Below are 19,999 nucleotides of genomic sequence, written 5' to 3' on the forward strand. Positions count from 1 at the left end.
AGTAGATCATTGCGTTATCATGCAATAGGTTATTCGTTGAATGGATTCAATTGCCGCATGCCCCGCATTAAGGCATGCGGCTTACTGAGGTTAAGAGCGAATAATGTGGGTTATCTGCACCATGGCATCCCGCGCCGATTGGCTGACGCCAGCGAGTTGGAAGAAGCCGTGGATCACCCCTAAATAGCGGCGGCAATGGGCATTGACGCCCGCATCTAATAGGTTACGGAACAGCTGTTCGCCCTCATCTAACAGGGGATCGAACTCGGCGGTAATAATGTGGGTTTCGGGTAAACCGGCTAAATCTTGGCTGCGTAGTGGGCTGGCTTCGACATCGGTTCTGGGATGCCAGTCGAGGTACATATCAAAGCCCGTGAGCAGCGTGTCGCGGGTGATGATGTACTTATCGCCATTGTCGATATAGCTCTGGCTTTTGGCGGTCGCATCCAACATCGGATAGATAAGCACTTGTTTTTTAGGCAACCATTCCCCCTTTGCCTTTAACCGTAGGCAAGTGACTAAGGCTAAATGGCCGCCGGCACTGTCGCCCATCAGAGTGATATTAGTGTTGTCACCGCCCCATTGCTGGCAATGTTGCTGTACGAGATTGGCCGCATTGAAGGCATCGTCATGGGCTGCGGGGTACACATGCTCAGGGGCGAGACGATAGCTGACCGCCACCACTAATGCACCGGAATCATTGGCAATTTTACGCAGTTGCTGATTATGAGTGGCGATGCCGCCACTGACAAAGCAGCCGCCGTGATAGTAAATGACCACGGGTAAGTTGTTGTCCGCTGAGGGCTTAAATAGGGTTAACTCTATGCCCTCAAGGGATAGGGTTTTGACCTCACACACAGCCTCCGGCTCACCTGCCAATACTGTGCTGGCGATGTAGCCTTGGCGGCGCTCCTCAAGGCTTTGCTCGCGTACCGAAGGGCAACCTGCGGCGATAAACTCGCTCACTAATTGTTTAATTCCGTCTTCTAAATAGAGTTGGCTCATGTGCAGTTTCCCTGAATATATTCGGCGAGCGCTTATCGCCCTTTGTGGTCGGCAAAGTGTATCGGCTCAATATCAAAAAGGGTAGTGTATATTGGGTGATATGGTATTAATCCCTGCTATTTCAGTCGATTAAAGATTGTTAATTGAGACGTTGCTGATGTTTTTCGACTTCAATGAATTGAGCTCCACCCAATGAATACGGTTGCAGGGGCTGGTATTAGGCTTGATGAAGGATTGAGCACAATCTAAAAATGTAAGAAAATTACCGTTCGCCAACCATGGCGTGTTATTGCTTTTTCACTTGTCTTCCCGCGGTAAGGATTGGACGTGGCCACACCAGCTAAAACCCTGCAACAACGCATGGGCATTGTTGCCCTCACTTGGCCGATTTTTATCGAAACATTGCTGCAATCCTTACTCGGGATCAGCGATATTTTTATGCTGAGCCATTATTCCGATAATGCGGTTGCGGCGGTCGGACTCACCACCCAATTGATGTTTTTTATGATGGTGATGTCCATGATGGTGAGCACGGGCGCCAGCATTCTGATCAGCCAAAATAATGGTGCGGGGCAGACGCAGCAAGCGACCGATATTGGCGTGGCCAGCGTGGCCTTAAGTTTAGGTTTAGCCGTGATTATGGGTACCTCGATGTTTTTCGGTGCCCACGGCATTATCGGTTTATTTGAGTTAGAGCCTAAGGTTGCGGGCTATGGTTACGATTATCTGCTGATCTGTGGCAGTTTGAGTATCGGGCTGGTAATGAACATCGCCTTTGCCGCCATCTTACGCAGCTACGGTTTTACTCGATCCGCCATGTTAGTCACCTCTAGCACGGGGTTGATGAATGTGCTCGGTAACTATATTGCCCTCTATTCTCCCTTTGGTTTGCCAGTTTATGGGGTAACTGGTGTGGCGATTTCAACTGTCACCAGCCAGATGATTGGTGCCTTGATTATGCTGGCGGTGATCCGCAGTAAGCATATTCCGCTGCCAATGCAACGACTTAAATTATTGCCGCGCAGCACCTATTGGAGCGTGATGCGCATTGGCTTGCTTAATGCGGGCGAAATGCTGTCTTACAACGTGGCGCAGATGACCATCATCTATTTTATTAGTCAGATGGGCACGCTCTCTTTAACGGCTTATACCTATGGCTTGAATATCAGCCGCTTTATTTACTGTTTTGCGGTGGCGCTCGGGCAGGCGGCGCAAATTCAAACCGGTTACTACGTCGGTAAACAATGGTTCGATGAGATTACTGTACGGGTGCAGAAGTATTGCCTTGTGGGCTTTATTGCCTCCCTCGCCATAGTGTTAGCCTTTTATTGGCAGCGCTTTACCATTGTGGGCTGGCTGAGTGAAAACCCTGAAGTGATTCAACTTACTGCACTTCTGCTATTGGGCTCTATCGCGCTGGAAACTGGCCGAGTCTTTAATCTGGTGATTATTTCGGCATTAAAAGGCGCGGGGGATGTGGCGTTTCCGGTGCGGGTTGGCCTGTTTAGCATGTGGGGAATTGGCGTGTTATTGGCTTGGTTCTTTGGGCTGCATTTAGGTTATGGCGTGCTGGCCGCTTGGCTCGCGGTTGCGGCCGATGAATGGGTGCGAGGTTTGATTATGGTGCATCGTTGGCGCTCGGGTCGCTGGCAGCGTTTTACCCGTATTCCGCCAGCAACGCCTGTTTAATCACGTTAATAGCTTAAAGACAGCTCGGGGCTTATTGTTGGCCCCATTTACCCAATTTCAGCAGTTCATTTTTAAATTGCAGATACCTTGGATGCCCTTCATCGGTTTCGATTTCCATTGTGCTGTAAGGGGCAAAAAGCGCACCAGGAATTTGATATCCATTGGTGAGGACATCATCCAATGAGGGCATAAAACATTCTTTAATCGGGTCAAAATGGATTTTATAACTGGTATAGCCGCGCGCAACAAAGCGTTCGGTGATGGTTTTGAATAGCTGTCCAAAAGGCGTGTCGAGCCTCTCCGGTGTGGAGTAATAAAAGCCTTGTCCGTACCAGTAGAGCAATAAGGCGGTACCCGCATCACAGAGTGGATGTTCGATAATCGCTCTGACCATATCGGGATCATGGTCATCCCAATTTAAGTTTCCCGCGACAAAATGCAATTCCTCCATACTTTGTAAGTCACTGATGCAGATGATTTGTGTCGCCGCTTTGCCAAAGTAGGTGCTGTATTCATGTAAAGCGTCATAATCGGGATCGGCGAGCAATTGGGCGAGGCGGTCATGGTTGGCGATACAGCCTAATTCGGCGCATTCATAGGCGCGAATAAATTGTTCTTGGGTTAATAGCTTGGCCACGGGCGTCCTTGGGATTGTTAAATAATGACTCTCGCCAGCCCTGATAACTGAGAGCCAGCGAGAAAGAGTGAGGATGTTAGGTGCTAAGCTTGCTGTTGCAGCAGGGTACGACAGAGCTTAATAAAGTCGGAAGAGGTGACAATCCCTAATACTTTCTTATCGTTATCCACTACGGGTAAGCAGCCGAGTTTGTTGTCGATAAAGTATTCCACCACCACGCTCAAGGGCTCATCGGCGGTTAAGTGCTGGCAGTCTTTGTCCATCACAGTAGCTATGGGAGTGTAGCGTTCCTTGCGATCCAATGCGCCTTGGCCGTATTTGTTCAGCATAGACAATACGCTGGCGATCATCTTCTTATGGGTGAGCACACCGACTAAGGTGCCGTCGGTTTCAGATATCACAGGTAAATGGCGCACGCCGCGGGTTTGCATTAAATGGTGGGCATCTTTCAGGCTTGCACCATCGCTGATGCAGATGACCTCAGTGCTCATAATGTCGCTGACTTTCATCCTATAAATTCCTTTTTTAACAATGCGCTAAGAAGTAGTGATCTTAGGTGCTATTTGCATCTGAGTCGATGTTAGCAGCTTAGTGATGTTCTGTGCCAGCACTGTACAAATAAAGAACGCTATTCAGTATAAGTTGATGAATTAAAAGAAATCATAAAAGGCTGACAAAGATGTCACAAATGTGTAACAGTGATGTCTCACAATCGGGGCCTCATTAGACCTCATACCAGTGAAACCTCATTTTTAAAGGGAATAATAATAATGAAACGAACCGTGACTCGTCGTGATTTTCTAGCAATGTCAGCCAAAGGTATTGGTGCCGCAGTGATCTCCTACGGCCTAATGGGGTGTAGTGACAGTGATGATGATAACTCTGTGCCCGCACAGTTTTTACATGGGGTTGCCAGCGGTGACCCTGCGCAGGATGCGGTGATCCTCTGGACCCGTGTGACGCCAGATTCTGCTGGGGATGTTAAAGTCAGCTGGCAAGTCGCCAGTGACGCGGCATTCTCACAATTAGTGACCACTGGGGAGATGGTCACTAATGCTAACCGTGATTACACGGTCAAAATTGATGCCCGTGGTTTACGTGCGGGACAAACCTATTTTTACCGCTTTATGACGGGTGGAAAAACCTCCGAGGTGGGCAAGACCCGCACTTTACCCGAGGGCGAAGTGAGTTCGGTAAAACTCGCCGTTATGTCCTGTGCGAACTTTCCTGCCGGTTATTTTAACGTGTATGAACTGGCCGCAGCGCAGGATGACCTCGATGCCGTGGTGCATCTGGGTGACTATATCTATGAATATGCCCGTGGTGGCTATGCCAGCGAACATGCGGCAGAGCTTGGTCGTGAAGTGTTACCCGCCAACGAACTGCTGACGCTTAGCGATTATCGTACCCGTTACGCCCAATACCATACCGATGCCAGCCTGCAAAAACTGCACGCGAAAGTGCCATTTATTACGGTATGGGATGACCACGAAGTGGCAAACGATACCTGGCGTGATGGCGCCGAGAACCACAACGAAGGCGAAGGGGATTTTGCGGTCCGTAAAGAAGCCGCGCTACAAGCTTACTTTGAATGGCTGCCGATCCGTCCATGGCGCGAGGGTAACCATGAGGAGATCTACCGCAGCTTCAGTTACGGTAACTTAGTCGACTTACATATGCTGGACACGCGTGTGTTAGCCCGCGATAAGCAGCTCGATTATGCCGATTATATGGATGCCAGCACGGGTGCCTTCGATGGGGAGCGTTTCCTCGCCGATGTGACATCGACCACGCGCACCATGTTAGGGTTGACCCAATTACTCTGGTTACAGGGCACTTTATTGCAAGCCACGGGCACTTGGCAGGTGTTAGGACAACAGATCCTGATGGGCAAGATGTCTCTACCTGCGGCAATCGCTACTCAGCAAATGAGCATTCCACAATATGCCATGCTTGGGGCGCTGGCGAAGTTAGCCGCCCGTGCGGCGGCAAACGATCCAACCCTAACGGCGGCGGAATTACAGTACTTACAGGCCAATCAAGCCTTGTTAACGCCAGAAGTGATTGCACTGCTGCAACTGCCATCTATTCCCTATAACTTGGATGCATGGGATGGTTATGCCTATGAAAGGGAAGTAATTTTAGGCACGGCTAAATCGAAGAATCACAACCTAGTGGTGATTGCCGGTGACACCCATAACGCCTGGGCGAATGAACTTAAAGATGTCAACGGTGACACCGTTGGGGTCGAGTTTGCCACAAGCTCAGTGTCTTCACCTGGTTTGGAATATTACTTAAATCTACCGGCGGAGCAGATCCCCGCGACCGAAGCGGCGATCGTCGAGTTGGTGCCAGATCTTAAATACACCAACCTTAAAGATCGCGGTTTTATGACCTTAACCTTCACTAAGGAAGCCGTGCGGAGCGACTGGCATTATGTCAGCACGATTCTGGCGAAGGAATTTGAAGAGTCGACCAGCCGCAGCTACAGCGCCATGACTAAGGTCGGTGAGCACGTTATCAACCCTGTGAGCTAACTTAAGCGCCAAACCTAAGCGCCAAACTTAAGCTCCATTCTTTGCTTTGAGCCTGTGCTCGTTCCTTGTTGGCCACCTTTGGGTGGCCTTTTTTGTACGCTTTTTGTTAGTTCCGTCCTAAAAATGCAAAATAAACGGTCGTTCACCTGCAACTTATGACTATAACTGCAGCACGGCGGTTTTTTTTGGTATAAAATTCGCTCCCAAAATTCGGCGGCTGCCTACACTTGCTAGGACTCTTATGAAGAGAATGCTGTTCTCGTGTTTTGGACGCCGAACAGACCTTACTAGGTAAAAGCGCTCGCTTTAACACCTAAAATCAATAATTAAGATGGGGATCGGTGTCATGTCAGAAAAATATTTCGTTACCGCACAGCAACTGCTCGAAGATTCATTTCTATTAGCTTCACAGGTTTATGAGAGTGGATTCCGCCCGCAGTTTATCGTGGGTATTTGGCGTGGCGGTGCTCCAATTGGGATCGCGGTACAAGAGTTTTTCGACTTTAAGAAGGTTGAAACCGATCATATCGCCGTGCGTACCTCGTCTTACTATGGTATTGGTACCGACAAGCAAAGCAAAGAAATCAAAGTACATGGTCTGCATTACATTGTTGAAAATGCGAATGCTAGCGATAGCTTACTGATAGTGGACGATGTGTTTGACTCTGGCCGCAGCATCCACGCGCTGAAGGAAAAGTTAAGCCAACTGATGCGTTTAAACATGCCGCAGGATATTCGTATCGCTTGCCCTTATTACAAGCCAAAGAACACCGCTGTGCCTTTAAAGCCTGATTACTATATCCATGCCTCTGAAGACTGGTTAGTGTTCCCACACGAAGTGACAGGTTTAACACCGGAAGAAATTGCCGAAGGTAAGGGCGATTTAAAAAATATTCAGCATCTTTTTAAGTAAAAAGAATCTGTTAATAAAAAGCGTTAGCAGTTTTTGCTAACGCTTTTTTGTTTCTAGCTTTTGTATTTAGAGCCTATTTATTCGGCCTATAAATCCATGCAGTTGGCATAGTAAGTCACAGTCGCTGGCCAGTCAGAGAAGACGCCAATCACGCCCACATCTTTGGCGAGCACATCGAGCAGCTCGTAGGTATCGCCTTCATTATCAATGGCATCTGTGATGCTTTGATAATACCAACCGCCGCCATCTTTCAATAATCCTGAGCGTTCTAAGCTCCAAGTGATGATCTTAAGTCCCGCTGCTTTCGCGGCTTTGGCATATTCCGATGGAATGATTTTTTTATCCGCATCTAAGGTCACCAGCACCCAGAGTGGCGGCGCGACAATCTCTACGCCTTGGGCTTTCAGCTCAGCCATTGAGGGTGACCAGCTGGAGGAGTCCTGTGGGTCAAAACCCGTGTGAATATCATATCTATCATCAAGATATACCGCTTGCTTGCCAAACTCGGGAGCGTTAGCAATCCAGTATTTTACATCTTCTAAATTAAAGGATTGAGGGAATACCTGCGAGGCATCGACACCCGCTGCGGTATATTCATCGAGCATCTTCTGGGCGTACTCCTGCTGAGTAAAACCGTCGAAGGGCATAGCCACGCTGGCGGCTTTTAGCTCGGGCGTCATTTTAACGCCGGCCTTTTTAAACATCTCAATACTCTCGGCGTGGGTCATCAGGGTACCGTTGCCCGCATAGAGATCGGTGCGCCACTTTGGCGTGGCATTTATAAATTCCTCGACATTGGTCGCCTTAGGATTCTCGCCCTCCATCTTGCCCTTTAACATTTTAAATTCGGCGAGGGTGATATCGCTGGTACAGCAAGTTGCTGTGGCGGCAACGCCATTGGCCGCATCGGCGGGGGTAAAGGGGACTGAGCATTTATTGGCAAGTTCGGGAATGGCCAAAATGTTGGTCGTGCTGGCGAGATCGCACTGGGAATGGCGACAGACTAAGGCTTTATCGGCGGTAAAAGTCACATCGCACTCGACGATACCCGCGCCAGAGTCGATGGCGGCTTGGTAGGATTCTTTCGTATGTTCAGGGAATTGCATCGCCGCGCCGCGATGACCAATGGCAAAATCGCTACGGTAGAAATGGTCGGTTTCGCACTGGGCTAAACGGGTTTTTAAGCTGCTGTCCTGCATTTGACGCACCAAAAACAGTGGTCGCTCACCGACTTGGGCGGGCACCAGTTTGGCGGGCGGTGTGGTGTCGTTATCTTTGTTATCGCTGTTGCAGCCTGCGAGCAGAGCCGTACTGGCGAGCAGCATGCAGAGTGTTACTGAGGAGGTATTCATCATCTTTCCTAAATTATGGATTACTTATTAATGGGGTCCCTCATACTCTAAAATTGCTATATGACTAAATAAGCTCAGTTTTATGACTAAAACAAGAAAAGATACCGTCCGCCAGCCGCTTTTACGCTAGCTTGATACTGAGCTTAGGACTAAGATTAGGGCGAAAAATTATCTAGCATGCCGCGTTACTTTTGGGATTCTTACGGCTGTGTGAAAGTGCTAAGTATGAAAATTTTCTCGCAAGCGATCTTTCTGTGCCGAAATCAAGTAAACTGCGCTCCTTTTGTTTTATGATGGCGTTTGTATCGCTTGATAAGACAAACGTGGCAAGCATCATTTAGGAAATAGAGCAGAATGAGTAAGGGTAAAAAATACGATTTTCGCGTCACTCAAGCTGAAAATGGTTGGAAGACGGAAATCACCCGTCGTATGACGTCGACTAAAACAGTAGTGTCGAAAAGCCATGACGGTTTTGCGACCGAGGCCGAGGCACAAGCTTGGGGTCAAGCCGAGCTGCAAGTGTTTTTAGGCACGTTGGCTGAGCGCAACAAGCGTCGCTCAGAGAAACAGGCTAAGGCCAAATTAGCGGCGGCTTTAGCGGCAGAAGCGGCAACCGATGCCGATGATTTTGATGATGAAGACGAGTTCGGCGAAGAATAACTAGCCCGAAGAATACATCTCAGAAGACATCGCGAAACAAAATCCTCGAAGGCAGCTGGCTTATAAGCCAATATGCACTCAACAAAAAAGCGGACCAGAGGTCCGCTTTTTTGTTGTCTCACTTAAGGTATTCCCTTAAGTGAGCATTAGGCAATGGAATTAGCCTTGAATTTTAAAGCTACCTTGCATAATCGCCCAGTGGCCTGGGAAGCTGCAGAAGAACTGGTAAGCTTCAGTCGCGCTCATGCCTGCGGTGCTAAAGGTAACAGAAGTTGATTCACCGCCACCCACTAAACCAGTGTGTGCGATAACACGGGTATCACCGGCTTTAACGTAAGCCGCATCGGCGCCAGCGCCCATACCATCGGTCGCAACGGCAGACATATCAGCGGCTTTAGTTAATACCCAGTTGTGGCCCATAGCTGCTTTTGGCAGAGTGCCAGTGTGCGTTAGTGTGAGGGTCACTTCCTTACACGTTGCAGGAACAGACAGCTCTTTAGTGTCAAATTGCATAGCGTCAGTCGCAGCAATCTTGAGCTCACATTCGTTAGCACTCGCTTGGCTGGCGACGAATAATCCTAGGCCGAGTAAGCTAGCGCTAGTCATATTACGTAAAGTGGTGCTTTTCGCTTTCATCTGGTACTTCCTTATTCTGAACAAGGTGGGTCGAGCCGTTTTGGCTCGAACATGCGCTTGCCAGCATAGGCTGAATTCATTAAATGGGAATGAATTCGGTATGTAAATTATGTATATAGTACTTTTGAATGAAAGAGGTCGAGTGCGACAATTTGCCGCACTCATGGGTTAACGTTGGACTTCGTGGCGATAGGGAATCGCGCGCTGGGCGCCTTCTCGGGTAACGGTAATGGCAGAGGCGGCATTGGCAAACCCGACGGCCGCTGCAATTGACATCCCTTCACTTAAACCCACCACTAAGGCGCCATTAAAGGTATCGCCCGCGGCAACCGTATCTATGGCTTGCACTGTCAGCGCCGGAATTAACCCGGTAAAACCGGCACTGCTAATAAACGCGCCTTTACTGCCTAAGGTTATGACGACAGTTGCAACGCCCTGCTGATGTAGCCATTGGGCGGCAAGCTCGGCATCTTCTTCGTTATTGACCTCAATGCCTGTAAGTGCTTCGGCCTCGGTCTCATTGGGAGTAATGATGTCGACCCATTTGAGGTAATCCAACTCCTGACTGGTTGCAGGCGCAGGATTCAGCACTGTGGTAATACCGAGGCGCTTGGCGGTTTGCAATGCGTGGTGAACCGTCTCCATAGGCGTTTCGAGCTGGATCAGTAAGAATTGGGCATTGGCAAACAGGGCGTAATGCTTCTCTAACTCGCTTGGGGTGAGATCGGCATTGGCGCCCGCGGCGATCCCGATGGAGTTCTCCCCATTATCGCCGACAAAAATCAGCGCCGTGCCCGTACTCATATTGGCGACTTGGGTAATACCTTCGGCCTTAATGCCATCCTTGAGCCAGCTTGTACGCATGTCATTGCCGACACTGTCTTGGCCGAGATGGCAGATAAATGCCACTTCCGCATCCTCCTGGCATAAACGGGCACAGGCTACTGCCTGATTAGCCCCTTTGCCACCATGCTCCAAGCGATAGGCTCGGCTCATTAAGGTTTGGCCGGGAACGGGCAAATACTCAAAGTTCATCACATGATCGGCATTCGCACTGCCGATAACGAGGATCTGGCTCATGGAAGGTTCACTCTTAAGTTTATCTGCGATTGAGATAGGTTGGTGTGTAGGCCGCTAAGCTGTCAACTAACAAGTCAACAAAACCCTGTCTATCAATGCCGAAGAGCATAGTTGCATTCGCGGGTTTGCCCGTTAGTTGATAGCGGTCGACTACCGTCATCCCCAGTGTTAATTCGCTTTGGGTTTCAATGCCGACCCAGCAGTCTTGGGCATCAAACAGCGCGGGGTTGAGTAACCAAGCGATAGTGCAAGGGTCATGCAGCGGCGCGCCGACAAAGCCCCATTTAGGATCTCTATGGTAAATCATAAAGAAATCCAACAACTCGGCGACACACTTAGCCACGGGATTCGGAATGGCGCGAATACGTTCGATATCTTCATCCATGATCTGTGCCTGATGGGTGACATCGAGGCCGCACATAGTGATGGGAATACCGGATTTAAAGACGATATCGGCCGCCTCTGGGTCGACAAAAATATTAAACTCGGCGGCGGGTGTCCAGTTACCAACCCCGGCGGCACCACCCATCAACACAATGCGCTCAATCTTGGCGTGTAACTCGCCATGGCTGGCGAGTAGCAGCGCGATATTGGTGAGCGGCCCAGTAGGCACTAATGTTACTGGTTTATCGCTTTGGCGGATTTTCTCGGCCATCAGCTCGATTGCATTCACGGTCTGTGGTTGAAAACTCGGTGCAGGCAATGCCGGGCCATCGAGCCCCGTTTCACCGTGAACGTTATCGGCAATCATCAACTCACGGCTTAAGGGTTTAACCGCGCCGCCCGCGACCGGAATATCGCTGCGATTGAGCAGGGTTAAGATCCGCAGGGCGTTATTGAGGGTTTTATCTGGGGTTTGGTTGCCGGCGCTGGTGGTTACGGCCAGTGGGGTTAGCTCTGGATGGGCGAGGGCTAAAATGAGTGCGATGGCATCGTCATGGCCGGGATCGCAATCCAAAATAATCGGACGACTCATACTGTTACTCCTTTAAACAGCGGGAATGGAAACGTAGAATAGCATGCTCAAGTTTGCAGGCTAGGATATGGCCGAGTCTTTAGGGCAAACTGTGAGCTTTTTCTGATTTCTATCAATAAGCTGCTACAATAGCGCCCCGCTTTAGGCAGAATCAAGTTCTCTAATGCCTTACCGATCATGGAATGATAAGGAAGTTCTGGCGTGTTGATGAATCGCAGTCAATTAACCTCGAGTGCACCCACGCGTTTTTGGGGTTGGTTAGCAATACTCTTGACCTGTATCCCTCTCCTTTTTATGAGTGTTGCCGCGCTGTTCCTCTGGGAAGGGGGGCAAAAGTGGTTTCTGGTCAATCAGTTGCTAGAACGTGGCGATGTGGCCATAGGTAGAGTGATTGAGACCGCCTATCGCAGTGAGCGCAGTTCGACAGGCGTTTATAACCAAAGATTGATTTGCTTGGTTGAGTATCGCACCGCCGAAGGCAAGCTCGTCCGTCAATGGGAACTCGATGGTGTGAATTGCCAAGCGACCTATCAATTACGGCCGCCGCAGGGCGACACCCCAGGCGCATTAGTGCCCAACTACGGACAAAGTGTTGTGCATTATCTTCCCGAGGCGCCAACACGGGCGAGCGCAGATCTCGAATTAACCCGCGATCGCGCCAAGCTAGATTTGGGCTTTGGCATCGCAGGTATATTAGGCAGTTTGCTTATCGGTTATTTCTGTTTGACGCTATTAAGGATCCGCTGGGCCGAGTCCCGTTATGTGCCAATACTCAAGCAGTTAGGGCGGCAACAGGATTACACCGGGATTATCCATTTGCTCAACACCTATCGCCAGCATCCTGCCGCGAATATTTTGGTCTGGGAAGCGGCTGAGCATATAGGTCATTGCCCTGAGCTCTATCTGCGTTTGGTGGATTTATTCGAGCAAATGCAAACTTCACCGAGCAAAAAAAAGCTGGAGTCGGTAGATGAATCTATTGCGATGATAAGCTTTTATCGCTTGAGTTCATTAGGATTTCACGACTTAGCGCTGGCGATGCTCGCCCGTAATAAACAGGCGCTGTCGGCTAAAACCTTAGCCAGCTTTGTGCTGATGACGCGCACTAAGCAGTTGCCCTTTGCATTGGAATTAACCGCAGAAAAGTTAGCGGCATGGAAGGCGCTGTGTGAGGCCAAAGTACTCACATTCGGCTTGACGGATGAAAAGCAATGCTCCGTCGATTTTGCGGTGCACCTCGATTATTTACTCTGCTTAGTGACATTAGTGCTAGACAATACCGCACTGAACCGCCAAATGGGGCAGGCTATCGGCCCAGTTCAACGGTTGATCTTAACAGCCTTAAAACAGGCAATGCCATTTGACGCGCTCAGCCAAGACTGTGCGCAGACACTGGATAAACAAATTCAAGTGCTCTTAACCCGTTTAAATACGACTCAGGGTTTTGAATACGAACTCAAGCCGCTACTCGAGTCGATATCAGGCAAATTAGCACAACCCAATCAGCAACCCGCGTTTTCAGTAACCAAAGTATCAGCAACCAAAATTTCAGCAAATACAGGGAAATAAGTAATGCAGTCTTATCCTATATCACGCCCCTTGGCATTGGTGGCCGCCTTAGTGGCGTTACAATTAACCGCCTGTAGCCAACCTAAGCCCGTCGCCGTAGTCGAAAATGAAAAGGAATCCTTGCTGCAATTTGATAACGGCAAGCTTATCCAGTTTAAGGAAGAGGCAAATCCGAATTATCGCCATATTCCCTGCGATTTACCCGCAGTTGAGACTGTGGTGACCAACAGCACGGCCTTCGCCGCATTAACTAACTCGGGTGAGGTCATCACATGGGGCGACAGTTTTGCCGGTGGCGATAGCCGTGAGGTGACAGAACAACTTAAGCATGTGAAGCAAATTGTCCCTGTTAAAGATGGGTTTGCCGCACTGCGCCAAGATGGCACTGTGGTGTATTGGGGCAATGCGGGCAAGTTGAGTCTGGACAAGGCATTGCAAGCGCGCATGACCAATATCACTAAGCTATTCGCCAACCGAGAGGCTGTAGCCGCCCTCGACGCCAATGGTAAGGTGCATACTTGGGGCTACGGGCCTTACGGCGGCAATAGTTTGCAGGTGCAGGATGAGTTAGTCGATGTGGTCGATATCTTTGCTAAAGGGCGCAGTTTTATTGCCCTGAAAAAAGACGCCAGCGCCGTAGTTTGGGGGGAGGTTGAAAGTTCGACCAATATGAAGAAGTTGCAGTCGCAGCTGACGGATATTAAACATATCGAATATTTTCAAAATACCTATGCCGCCTTAAAAAAAGATGGCTCAGTGGTGAGTTGGGGCTGGCGCAGTGATGCCTATCCTATCCGCAGCGCGCTTAAGGATGTGGCGAGTCTCACGGCAAACAGTTGCGCGTTTGCGGTGTTAAGTCCAACGGGTGACGCGCATTTCTGGGGCGATGGCATTAACTGTGGCGTCGATTGGATTAAGAAAACCGATATCACAGGCGTGAAAGAGATTATCAGCGTCGGCCCGGGATTCTTGCTACTGCGTGACAACACTACGCCGCAAATTCTCGCCGACGATACGGATTACACCTATCTGTTTGGCTTTCATCAGGCTCAAGAGATCCTCGACAAGTATTGGCAGCAGGGCAGCAAAATTACCCTAGGCAAGTCCTCCTTTGCCTTTACGCGCCCCGACGGCAAAGTGGTACCCGTCGGTTATCGGGCAAACCTTAAAAATGTCGAGCAACTGATTGAACGCATTCCGCGCCTCACTTGGTTAGCGCAGGCAAATGATGGTTTTGTGGGGATCAGTGAAAAGGGAGAATGGGTCTCTTGGTCGATGAATCTCGGAATGTTTGATAAATCGCCGGTACAACCTGCAGATTCCTTGGTGGTTAAGCCGCTGGAATTTACCCTCGCTGCCCAATGTGAGACCCCGGAGCAACGGCAGGCGATTTTGAGTCAGGCAAGGCCGCAGCGGAAAATCAATTGGTCATTTGAATAATTCATTGTTGGGCATGTAAGGCATTTCTCAGCTGGTGAAGATCCATTCACCAGCTTTTTTAATCCCTCACAGCCCCTATCTTCAGCTGCTATTTACTATTTTACAGTTGTTATGACTGTATAAGTATCATTTTGTTTCGCTTTTTAACTGTTATCTTATTTACATCTTCGCTAGAATGCTGGATGTTTTCTATGCAATTTCATATGTCGTATTAACCCATAACAATGCGATACAAGGATGATAATAATGAAATGTATACCCCATATGCAGATGAGGTTATGGCAGGGTGCGAGCGTATTGATGCTATGCAGCCTAATCGGCTCCGAATCCGTTGAGGCGAAATTGGATATGCCTCGCCATGAGAGCAGTGCTTCCCATTCACATGTGCTTCCCGTCTTTAGCCAGCAATTAGGATTTAACCTGCCAGAGGGGTGGCGCAAAGCCTATCACGAAGAACGTGCGGGTATGTTTATGGCGGAATTTGTGCCGGAGCAGGAGGCGCTCAATCAATGGAGTGCGCTGTTTTGTGTGCAAGGCTTTAAGGATATGGCCGAAAGCGTGAGCCCGGAGCAGTTTTTAGATGCGATGGCCGAGACTTACCAAGCCTCCTGTGACGGTGAGGTGGTTTACCAAAAGCTGGGGGATACCCAAGTGGATGGTCACGACGGATTTCAAGCGATTCTCGGTTGTACCACTATGCCGAATGTCCATGGCGCAACTCAATTCAATCCAACGGCCTTTACCTCTCATCCCCAGGGCGAAATTGGTTATTACACTGTAGTGAGTGGCGACAAGGATTTGTATTTGCTGCATAAATCGATGCGTGGTGAGGTGTTTTCTGCCGATAAACCTCCTCTACAAGCGGCCAACAGTGCCGACTTTATCTCAGCCTTGGCGCCCTTTTCCTTAAAGTAGTTGTCAGTCGATAGACGGATGATCATGGACTTTCATCCGTATAGACGTCTATAATGCGCGCGCTCAGGCTTGATATGCCACGAGCCTTGTTGGGCGTTAACTGGTTTTTTCGCCCTATGAACCTCATTTTTAGTCAACCTTCTGTGGTGCTTGCGATGCATTCGTCGCGAGATAATCGGGAAGCCAGTGAAATTCTGGCACTGCCCCCGCAACGGTAAAAGGTGAGAGACGACCGCATTCGTTAGGTAGCTCAAGATGAGCCAGAGAATCGAGTGTGCAAAGGTCAGTTTCGCGTTTATCTCTCGTTGAGATAGGCATAGCCTAAGTCCGGAGACCGGCCCTAAAGGTGTTTTTGAGATTTCGGTGGGCAGATCTCAAAATGCGATAGTGACTGTCAGTATTTGTTACTGAATCAACGGTATCGTGGCGCCAATGCCCCGTTTTCCTTGCAGGAGTTAAAGGTAAAATGGGAACACATCCAACTAAAATCGCGCTGCTGATCGGCAGCCTTTGCAGCTTTTCTGTTATCGCCCCCGCCGTGGCGGCCGATGATGCCAGCGTCGCCAAAGTCGATGAGCATATTGTCGTCATTGGCCGTTCAGACAAGACCCCCTTAAATATTGCCGCCAATGTGAATGTGATTGATGCCGCTGCGATTGAGCAGAGTGGCGCAACCAGCTTGACCGAAGTCTTACGTGGTCAAAGCGGTATTCAGCTGTCCGACAATAACATTGGTACTAGCTTTGCGATGCGTGGCTTTAGCGCGAGCTCTGCGGTTAATAACACGCTGATTTTGCTCGATGGTCGTCGCTTAAATAATATCGATATCGCCGCCCCGAGCCTGAATGCGATTCCACTCAATTTAATTGAGCGTGTTGAAATTCTATCTGGCAGTGCCGGCGTGCTCTATGGCGACCAAGCGGTAGGCGGGGTGATTAACATTGTGACCAAGTCGCCTGAGAATACGGGCGGCAGCGTGCAATTATCCGGCGGCAGCTTTAATACCTACGAAGGTCGCGGCGATGTGTCGGGCGCCATCAATAAAGATTGGCACTATTTCCTGACTGGTAGCTACAACCAAGGCGATAACTATCGCAAGCATAATGCCAATGAAACTGGCTCTATCTTAGGCCGTATTCAATATAAAACCGCCACTGATTCTTTCTTCGTTGAAACCAGCTATTACGATGATGACCGCGAAAATCCTGGTTCGTTGACGGTAGAACAGTTCAAAGAAAATCCACGTCAGTCTTCTAATAGCAGCGAATATGTTCATGAGATGACCACGGCGGCGCGCAGCGGTTATCAGCATCAGCTTAACCAAAACTGGGCCTTGGCGGCGGATCTGGATTACAGCGATACCTTAGTGAGTTCATTAAACTGGGGGGCGGGTAGCCATAATACTCGCTCGCTGCTGATGTTTAGTCCTAAAGCGCTCGCAACCTACAGCACTCGTCAAGGTGAGCTAAACCTAGTCACGGGTTTGGATATCAGCCGCGGTAAGGCCGAGTTTGACTCTATGGCGCGCAGCAACGTGCAGGAAATGCAGAGTGCTTACCTGCAAGCCACAGTGCCATTAAGCCACACCTTAAGCTATGTGGTGGGCGGACGTTATGCGCGAGTGACCGACGATCTGGTCGATGGCAATGTCTATCCAAACGGCATCGATTTAGATGAAGATGCGACCGCATTCGAGTTCGGTTTAAATTACCGTCCGAGCGCCGAGCACAGATTCTATCTACGTGGCGATGAAAACTTCCGCTTTGCTAAGGTCGATGAGCAAGCTTACACCCCGAAAGATGTGTATGGCTTAAAGCCGCAGACGGGCCGCTCCTATGAGGCGGGTTGGGATTGGACTGTGGCTAGCCAAAGCCTACGTGTCAGCCTATATCGCCTCGATTTAGAAGATGAAATTGTCTTCGACCCAAGTGCTGAAAAACCTGTTGGTGGCAGCTTCCAAGGCGCCAACGTCAATGCCGATGCTTCACGTCGCTATGGCGCGAGTGCCGATTGGGATTGGCAGGTCACTCAAGCCCTAACCCTAGGCTTGGAATATAACTATATCGATGCCGAATTTACCGATGGGGTGAATGATGGCAAGCAATTGTCTTGGGTGGCTGAGCATACGGGACGCGGTTATGTCAGCATGGATTTTGCCGAGCATTTCCAAGTGTTTGCCGAGGCGATTTACACGGGTGATCGTTTTATCGAAGGCGATAACGCTAACGAAGGCGATAAATTATCTAGCTATGTTTTAGGTAATCTGGCTCTGAACTATACCCGTGATGCTTGGTTAGCGAGCCTGCGTATCGATAACCTGTTTGATAAAGAGTATGTTAGCTCGGGTTATTACGGTGGCATTTGGGGTGATAGCTATTACGCTGGTCGCGGACGTGATATTCGCTTGACTGTGGGTTACCGCTTCTAAGCTTGAGACTAATCGTTAATCTATATAAGGCCAGACACTGTCTGGCCTTATTATTTCTGTTGTTTGGCTATACGCAGAGAAAAATCCATTTTCTCGGTGTATTCTTTATAAGTTCGCCCTATATTCAGATAGCCTAAGTCGTTGCTTGTGCTGTAGATCACTGCATCTAAAGCATAGTCACAATTATTCTACGACTTAGGGCTGAAATTCTTTGTAGTTTGGGTATGATGTGAGCGGTATTCGAATCATCTTATAGCAAATTAACAGGTGTAAAGTGTCTTATGACAGATCTTGAGCAACAGGTTTTTACTCAAGTGAGAGCCATCATAGCGAATGAAGAGCAAGTGATTGGTCGCCGTGGGATCTTAATTCCACTCAAAAAAGCGATCCTTGCCGAAGGCGACATTCGTAATGTGATCGATATTATTTCGAGCGATCCCGCATTAGCTGCCCATATGTTGATGCGCAGTAATTCGGCGCAGGCTTCAGGCGTCGTAAATCCTAAATCTCGTTCCTTAAAAGACGCCCTGATCCGTTTAGGCCAGGTCAATATTTATCGTTATGCCTTCACCTTCTATTTGAAAGAGCGCCTCGATGAATTACCCCAACCCTATAAGAAATTAGTGCAAGGTTATTGGAAACTCACGGAAAATATTGCTACCGATGCGGTCGACAGCTTAGTCGATATGCCGGATGTTGAAGTTGATCCCGATGAAGTACAAACCTTGGCGCTGTTTAGCGTATTCGGGCAAATCATTGCCTTAACGGCCTTTGCATACTTAAATGCCAGCTCTGAGCAATCTTTCCCGTTAAGCGTGATTAAGTCATTGATTGATAATCAGCAGCAGACCTTAACCATCGAAGCCTTTGAGGCCTTAGATCTCGATCAGGATCTGCGCCAAGAGTTTATGATCGCCCATAATCTGCGCCAGACCCGTAATCAAAATTCTCCAGGGTTAATCCTGCGCCGTGTGCTCTCGATGCGCGGCATGTTACTCAACCCGCTCTAGACATGTGCCTTTAATAAAAAAGCCTGCGATTGCAGGCTTTTTTATTACTGTTTTTACGGTACTAATTGGATTTTTGCTGACGCGCTAAGCCTTCGCTGGCCACCAGTTGCAGCCAGTTTTGCACTAAGGCCGAGTTCGCGCTGTGGCGGCGGTAGGCACCAAATAGTGGGCGCTTTAAGCCTTCTTGGCCGAGTTTAACGGCGGCGAGGCTCAAGCCATGTCCCTCATTGATTGACCAGTTGGGCAGGGCGGCGATACCGTCCTTACAGGCGATGCGTTGCAATAACATCATGGTCAAATCGCAGGTCTTTTGTTCGCCCGCCTCAACACCAGCCGGTTCTAAAAAGTGGCGGTAAATATCTAAACGCGCCAGTGGCACTGGGTAGCTGATTATGGGTAAACGCGCCAATTGCTTAGGCGTAACATAGGCTTCTTTCGCTAAGGGATGATCCTTGGCAACGACTAACTTCACTTCAAAATCAAACAAATGCTGATAGGCGAGCGAGTGCCCCGGCACGGGATCTGAGGTCAGCACTATATCGAGTTCGCCCATTTCTAAGGCATTGAGCGAATCGAACAGGTGACGGCTCGATAGATCTAACTCGGCCTGCGGATGATCTTGCCTAAATTGCTCCATCACTGGCATTAACCAGCGAAAACAGCTGTGGCATTCAATCCCCACTCTGAGTTGATTGGTCTCTGTCTCTAGGCCATTTTTCAGATCCGTTTCCGTCTCTAACACCTTAGGCAGGATTTCTTCGGCGAGGTGCAACAGGCGTGCGCCTTCCTGAGTAAAAGAGAGCGGTTTGCTTTTACGTACAAAAATGGGCGAGTTAATTCGTTGCTCTAACTCCTTAATTTGATGGGAGAGAGCCGATTGAGTGACAAAACGTTTTTTGGCTGCGCCCGCCAAGCTGCCACTTTCCTTCAGTGCCATTAAGGTTCGCAGATGTCTTAGTTCGATCATGATCACTCCAAGTGAATTTCGCTCATGTTGTGCTTGAAATCAATTCGGTTGCTGGCATAGAGACTATCACAATAAACTTCTAGACGTCCAGACGCCCATTGTGATTTATCTAGGCTTAAATGCGAAAAGTTGCCAAGAAAACACCATCAGCTGGGTGCTAGTGCCGAATATGGCTTATCTCAAAT

At 49.2% G+C, this 19,999-nt stretch carries 17 protein-coding genes and 1 riboswitch; of the genes, 9 read left to right on the top strand and 8 right to left on the bottom strand.

Features of this window, described 5'->3' with window-relative positions; translation table 11 throughout:
- Positions 1–90: 90 nt before the first annotated feature.
- Positions 91–1,005, bottom strand: a complete 915-nt coding sequence (locus tag B5P39_RS01260; RefSeq protein ID WP_088210166.1) for an alpha/beta hydrolase — start codon at positions 1,003–1,005, stop codon at positions 91–93.
- A gap of 327 nt (positions 1,006–1,332) precedes the next feature.
- Between B5P39_RS01260 and B5P39_RS01265 the strand changes: the two genes are divergently transcribed.
- Positions 1,333–2,694 carry an MATE family efflux transporter gene (locus B5P39_RS01265; RefSeq protein WP_088210167.1) on the top strand — a complete coding sequence of 454 codons (1,362 nt, stop codon included), beginning with the start codon at positions 1,333–1,335 and terminating at the stop codon, positions 2,692–2,694.
- Positions 2,695–2,725: 31 nt separating this feature from the next.
- Here the strand turns inward: B5P39_RS01265 and B5P39_RS01270 are convergent, their stop codons facing one another.
- Together B5P39_RS01270 and B5P39_RS01275 are read right to left on the bottom strand one after the other, a co-directional pair.
- Positions 2,726–3,331: a DUF4274 domain-containing protein gene (locus tag B5P39_RS01270; protein WP_088210168.1), complete on the bottom strand. Its 606-nt coding sequence runs from the start codon at positions 3,329–3,331 to the stop codon at positions 2,726–2,728.
- A gap of 83 nt (positions 3,332–3,414) precedes the next feature.
- Positions 3,415–3,840, bottom strand: a complete 426-nt coding sequence (locus tag B5P39_RS01275) for a CBS domain-containing protein (protein WP_011624048.1) — start codon at positions 3,838–3,840, stop codon at positions 3,415–3,417.
- Positions 3,841–4,101: 261 nt separating this feature from the next.
- On the opposite strand from B5P39_RS01275, the gene B5P39_RS01280 reads away from it, so the two are divergent.
- Together B5P39_RS01280 and B5P39_RS01285 are read left to right on the top strand one after the other, a co-directional pair.
- Positions 4,102–5,868, top strand: coding sequence for an alkaline phosphatase D family protein (locus tag B5P39_RS01280; RefSeq protein WP_088210169.1), 1,767 nt, complete (start codon positions 4,102–4,104; stop codon positions 5,866–5,868).
- Positions 5,869–6,214: 346 nt separating this feature from the next.
- A complete protein-coding gene (locus B5P39_RS01285; protein ID WP_011624046.1) occupies positions 6,215–6,781 on the top strand; it encodes a phosphoribosyltransferase in 567 nt (188 codons plus the stop codon).
- Positions 6,782–6,867: 86 nt separating this feature from the next.
- Here B5P39_RS01285 and B5P39_RS01290 read toward each other — a convergent pair whose 3' ends face one another.
- Positions 6,868–8,133 (bottom strand): glycerophosphodiester phosphodiesterase family protein, encoded by a 1,266-nt coding sequence (locus B5P39_RS01290; RefSeq protein WP_088210170.1) that lies wholly within the window; start codon positions 8,131–8,133, stop codon positions 6,868–6,870.
- 354 nt (positions 8,134–8,487) lie between these two features.
- Between B5P39_RS01290 and B5P39_RS01295 the strand changes: the two genes are divergently transcribed.
- Positions 8,488–8,793 carry a DUF3622 domain-containing protein gene (locus B5P39_RS01295; RefSeq protein ID WP_011625141.1) on the top strand — a complete coding sequence of 102 codons (306 nt, stop codon included), beginning with the start codon at positions 8,488–8,490 and terminating at the stop codon, positions 8,791–8,793.
- Positions 8,794–8,952: 159 nt separating this feature from the next.
- On the opposite strand, the gene azu is transcribed toward B5P39_RS01295, so the two are convergent.
- From azu to rihA, 3 genes are all read right to left on the bottom strand, one after another.
- Positions 8,953–9,429 (bottom strand): azurin, encoded by a 477-nt coding sequence (gene azu / locus B5P39_RS01300; RefSeq protein ID WP_011718270.1) that lies wholly within the window; start codon positions 9,427–9,429, stop codon positions 8,953–8,955.
- A gap of 168 nt (positions 9,430–9,597) precedes the next feature.
- The gene (gene rbsK, locus B5P39_RS01305) at positions 9,598–10,509 is read right to left on the bottom strand and encodes a ribokinase (protein WP_088210171.1); all 912 of its coding nucleotides are present in this window, start codon (positions 10,507–10,509) and stop codon (positions 9,598–9,600) included.
- A 19-nt stretch (positions 10,510–10,528) separates the two neighbouring features.
- Positions 10,529–11,485, bottom strand: a complete 957-nt coding sequence (rihA, locus tag B5P39_RS01310; protein ID WP_088210172.1) for a pyrimidine-specific ribonucleoside hydrolase RihA — start codon at positions 11,483–11,485, stop codon at positions 10,529–10,531.
- Between the two features lie 207 nt (positions 11,486–11,692).
- Here rihA and B5P39_RS01315 point away from each other — a divergent pair, with 207 nt between their 5' ends.
- The 5 genes from B5P39_RS01315 to B5P39_RS01335 all read left to right on the top strand — a co-directional run bounded on the left by B5P39_RS01315 (position 11,693) and on the right by B5P39_RS01335 (position 18,847).
- Positions 11,693–13,054, top strand: coding sequence for a hypothetical protein (locus tag B5P39_RS01315; protein WP_254915665.1), 1,362 nt, complete (start codon positions 11,693–11,695; stop codon positions 13,052–13,054).
- Positions 13,055–13,057: 3 nt separating this feature from the next.
- Entirely contained in the window at positions 13,058–14,494 is a 1,437-nt protein-coding gene (locus B5P39_RS01320) for a hypothetical protein (protein ID WP_088210174.1), read from the top strand.
- 246 nt (positions 14,495–14,740) lie between these two features.
- Positions 14,741–15,409: a hypothetical protein gene (locus B5P39_RS01325; protein WP_011718265.1), complete on the top strand. Its 669-nt coding sequence runs from the start codon at positions 14,741–14,743 to the stop codon at positions 15,407–15,409.
- Between the two features lie 127 nt (positions 15,410–15,536).
- Positions 15,537–15,766, top strand: a riboswitch (cobalamin riboswitch).
- Between the two features lie 109 nt (positions 15,767–15,875).
- Positions 15,876–17,837, top strand: a complete 1,962-nt coding sequence (locus tag B5P39_RS01330; protein ID WP_086902793.1) for a TonB-dependent receptor — start codon at positions 15,876–15,878, stop codon at positions 17,835–17,837.
- A gap of 281 nt (positions 17,838–18,118) precedes the next feature.
- Positions 18,119–18,847: an HDOD domain-containing protein gene (locus tag B5P39_RS01335; protein ID WP_011718263.1), complete on the top strand. Its 729-nt coding sequence runs from the start codon at positions 18,119–18,121 to the stop codon at positions 18,845–18,847.
- 61 nt (positions 18,848–18,908) lie between these two features.
- Here the strand turns inward: B5P39_RS01335 and B5P39_RS01340 are convergent, their stop codons facing one another.
- Entirely contained in the window at positions 18,909–19,814 is a 906-nt protein-coding gene (locus B5P39_RS01340) for a LysR family transcriptional regulator (RefSeq protein WP_088210175.1), read from the bottom strand.
- Positions 19,815–19,999: the final 185 nt, after the last annotated feature.

The organism is Shewanella sp. Shew256, from assembly GCF_002196695.1.
GTDB classification, from domain to species: Bacteria; Pseudomonadota; Gammaproteobacteria; order Enterobacterales; family Shewanellaceae; genus Shewanella; species Shewanella mangrovisoli.

Excerpts from the sequence above, each read along its gene's own strand:
- B5P39_RS01260 (WP_088210166.1), bottom strand. The coding sequence starts at position 1,005 with ATGAGCCAACTCTATTTAGAAGACGGAATTAAACAATTAGTGAGCGAG.
- B5P39_RS01275 (WP_011624048.1), bottom strand. The coding sequence starts at position 3,840 with ATGAAAGTCAGCGACATTATGAGCACTGAGGTCATCTGCATCAGCGAT.
- B5P39_RS01280 (WP_088210169.1), top strand. The coding sequence starts at position 4,102 with ATGAAACGAACCGTGACTCGTCGTGATTTTCTAGCAATGTCAGCCAAA.
- B5P39_RS01285 (WP_011624046.1), top strand. The coding sequence starts at position 6,215 with ATGTCAGAAAAATATTTCGTTACCGCACAGCAACTGCTCGAAGATTCA.
- B5P39_RS01290 (WP_088210170.1), bottom strand. The coding sequence starts at position 8,133 with ATGAATACCTCCTCAGTAACACTCTGCATGCTGCTCGCCAGTACGGCT.
- B5P39_RS01295 (WP_011625141.1), top strand. The coding sequence starts at position 8,488 with ATGAGTAAGGGTAAAAAATACGATTTTCGCGTCACTCAAGCTGAAAAT.
- azu (WP_011718270.1), bottom strand. The coding sequence starts at position 9,429 with ATGAAAGCGAAAAGCACCACTTTACGTAATATGACTAGCGCTAGCTTA.
- rbsK (WP_088210171.1), bottom strand. The coding sequence starts at position 10,509 with ATGAGCCAGATCCTCGTTATCGGCAGTGCGAATGCCGATCATGTGATG.
- rihA (WP_088210172.1), bottom strand. The coding sequence starts at position 11,485 with ATGAGTCGTCCGATTATTTTGGATTGCGATCCCGGCCATGACGATGCC.
- B5P39_RS01315 (WP_254915665.1), top strand. The coding sequence starts at position 11,693 with ATGAATCGCAGTCAATTAACCTCGAGTGCACCCACGCGTTTTTGGGGT.
- B5P39_RS01320 (WP_088210174.1), top strand. The coding sequence starts at position 13,058 with ATGCAGTCTTATCCTATATCACGCCCCTTGGCATTGGTGGCCGCCTTA.
- B5P39_RS01325 (WP_011718265.1), top strand. The coding sequence starts at position 14,741 with ATGAAATGTATACCCCATATGCAGATGAGGTTATGGCAGGGTGCGAGC.
- B5P39_RS01330 (WP_086902793.1), top strand. The coding sequence starts at position 15,876 with ATGGGAACACATCCAACTAAAATCGCGCTGCTGATCGGCAGCCTTTGC.
- B5P39_RS01335 (WP_011718263.1), top strand. The coding sequence starts at position 18,119 with ATGACAGATCTTGAGCAACAGGTTTTTACTCAAGTGAGAGCCATCATA.
- B5P39_RS01340 (WP_088210175.1), bottom strand. The coding sequence starts at position 19,814 with ATGATCGAACTAAGACATCTGCGAACCTTAATGGCACTGAAGGAAAGT.